This window comes from Treponema sp. TIM-1 (assembly GCF_046533115.1).
Classification (GTDB): Bacteria; Spirochaetota; Spirochaetia; order Treponematales; family Breznakiellaceae; genus JAIRMO01.
Window position 1 is genome coordinate 1 of sequence record NZ_JAJQRC010000085.1, and the last position, 2544, is coordinate 2544.

Below are 2544 nucleotides of genomic sequence, written 5' to 3' on the forward strand. Positions count from 1 at the left end.
CAAGAATAAAATGCAGGGCATTTTATTCTAATTGCTTACGCAATAAAGAAACAATATGACCATTCGGTCATATTGTTTCTGCGCGGGTCCTTTCCTCCTCGTATATAACGAGCCGGTCTCCGCCCTGTTGTTTGGCTTCGCTGCAGGCCAGATCCACCTTTTGTAGAATATCCTTGGGGTCGGTGTGGGCATCGGTCAAGGCCAAAAGTCCCATGCTTAACGAGATACGATAGGTGGCGCCGCCGCAGATAAACCGGAATTCGCGAACCGTTTTCCGGAGCCGTTCGGCCACCCGTACCGCCTCCTCGATGGTACAATCCCGCAGGATAAAAGCGAATATGTCATCCCGAAACCGGGCGGATATATCACTCCTCTGTATATGGGTACAAATAATATCGGCAACTTCCCGCAATAGTTCATCCCCCGCCACGACTTCGTTGCCGTGACAGATCTGTTGATACTGGTCGATATCAAACCCTAAAAGGACATGGGAGCCGGCATTTCTTTGCAGATCCTCCAGAATTTCCTGAAGTTTTGGGACAAAGCTATCCCGGTTCAAGAGGCCGGTTAGGGTATCATGGCTGGTCTGAAATTCAACGATGGCGGATAGTTTTTTCATTTCGCTCGTATCCCGAAAAACCATCACATATCCGGAAAGTTGGTTGTCATCGGCGGATTGAATTTTGGTAATGGAGCCCTCCACAATAAAAGTCTCGCCGGTATGGCTTTTTAAAATCACATTCCTAAAAAGCCGGGGGGTTTCATCCACGGGTAGTCCGTGGGGCACCAGGGGAAACAGATTTTGGGATTCGATAAGGTTGAGGACCCGCAATATGTTCTTTCCTTCAGCCTCCTCGTAGGTCCAGCCGCTCATCCGCTCCGCGGCGCGGTTTATAAACCTCGTCAATAACTGTTGATCTATGGCAACGATTCCGTCATGTACATTGTTTAAGATAGCAGAAAAACACCTCTCCTGATGCACTATACTTTTTTCCATTCTTTTTTCCCAATCTATATGAAAGAATTTTTAGTATACAAAAATTCCTTTTAAATTATACCATTTTTTTCTTGTTTTGTCAAGAGGGTGACCGGCCCCTTGTCAAGCCTAAGCAGAATCGGCACCCTTTCTCAGTACCGGGCCGGTTCGGAAAAAGGGAACCCCTAGGGAAACAAACCCGGCCCCGGGGCCAATTCCCTGCCCAACCGGGTTTGGGACGGGCCCGCAGGAAAATTTTTTGGAGGTTAGCATGGCGGCAAAGATCGGCATGAAAAATCCGGTGGTTGAACTTGACGGGGATGAAATGACCCGGGTGTTGTGGGCCTTGGTTAAGGAACAACTGATCCTCCCCTATGTGGATCTGAAAACCGAATATTACGATTTGGGACTGGTAAACCGGGATGCCACCCATGATGCGGTTACGGTGGAATCTGCCCGGGCCATAGCCCGCCGGGGGGTAGGGGTGAAATGCGCCACCATCACCGCCAACGCCGCCCGAAGGACCGAATATAACCTTAAAAATCTCTACCCCAGTCCCAATGCCACCATCAGGGCCATCCTGGACGGTACGGTGTTCCGAAAACCCATAATCGTTTCCGGGATTAAGCCGTCGATCTCGACCTGGAAGAAGCCCATTGTCATCGGCCGTCATGCCTATGGGGATGTGTATAAAAACGCCGAAATGGCCATTCCCGGTCCGGGCAGGGTGGAACTGGTCTATACCCCCCGGGAGGGGGAGCAGCAGCGGCAGATCGTGGCCGAGATGGAGGGGCCCGGTATTGTGCAGGGTATGCACAATCTGGACGGATCGATTGAAAATTTCGCCCGATCCTGTTTTCTCTATGCCCTGGATGAAAAACTCCCGGTTTGGTTTGCCGCCAAGGATACGATTTCCAAAATCTACGACGGCCGCTTCAAGGAGCTTTTCAACCGGGTTTACGAAACCGAATTCAAAGCGCAATGCGCCGCCGCGGGGGTAAGTTATTTTTATACTCTCATTGATGATGCCGTGGCCCGGGTTGTTAAAGGGGAGGGAGGGTTCCTCTGGGCCTGTAAAAACTACGACGGGGATGTGATGAGCGACATGGTGGCCAGCGCCGCCGGAAGCCTGGCCATGATGACCAGCGTCCTGGTTTCTCCCTCGGGGGCGGTGGAATACGAGGCCGCCCACGGCACGGTGCAGCAGCACTACTACCGCTGGCAAAAGGGGGAACGGACCAGCACCAACCCGGCGGCCCTGATCTTTGCCTGGACCGGCGCTTTGGCGAAACGGGCGGAGTTGGATCACACCCCGGAACTGGGGGCCTTTGCCAAAAACCTGGAAGCGGCCACCCTGAGGACCATTGAGGAGGGAGATATGCCCGGGGATTTAGCCCGCCTCGCCTCCCCTGCCCCCCCCCGGGTCCTGGATTCCTGGGAATTTACCGGCGCTATCGCCAAACGACTGCGGCGTCCTTAAGGACCCGCGCAGAAATAACATGACCGATTGGTCATGTTATTTCCTTATTGCATAAGCAATTAGAATAAAATGCATGGCATTTTATTCT

General features: G+C 52.4%; 2 protein-coding genes. One reads left to right on the top strand and one right to left on the bottom strand.

The annotated features are described in order from the left end of the window. Positions 1 to 67 precede the first annotated feature (67 nt). Entirely contained in the window at positions 68 to 997 is a 930-nt protein-coding gene (locus LQZ21_RS14900; protein WP_411045371.1) for a diguanylate cyclase domain-containing protein, read from the bottom strand. A gap of 250 nt (positions 998 to 1247) precedes the next feature. Between LQZ21_RS14900 and LQZ21_RS14905 the strand changes: the two genes are divergently transcribed. Beyond that, positions 1248 to 2456 carry an NADP-dependent isocitrate dehydrogenase gene (locus tag LQZ21_RS14905; protein ID WP_411045372.1) on the top strand — a complete coding sequence of 403 codons (1209 nt, stop codon included), beginning with the start codon at positions 1248 to 1250 and terminating at the stop codon, positions 2454 to 2456. The last annotated feature ends 88 nt before the right edge of the window (positions 2457 to 2544 follow it).

Excerpts from the sequence above, each read along its gene's own strand:
- LQZ21_RS14900 (WP_411045371.1), bottom strand. The coding sequence starts at position 997 with ATGGAAAAAAGTATAGTGCATCAGGAGAGGTGTTTTTCTGCTATCTTA.
- LQZ21_RS14905 (WP_411045372.1), top strand. The coding sequence starts at position 1,248 with ATGGCGGCAAAGATCGGCATGAAAAATCCGGTGGTTGAACTTGACGGG.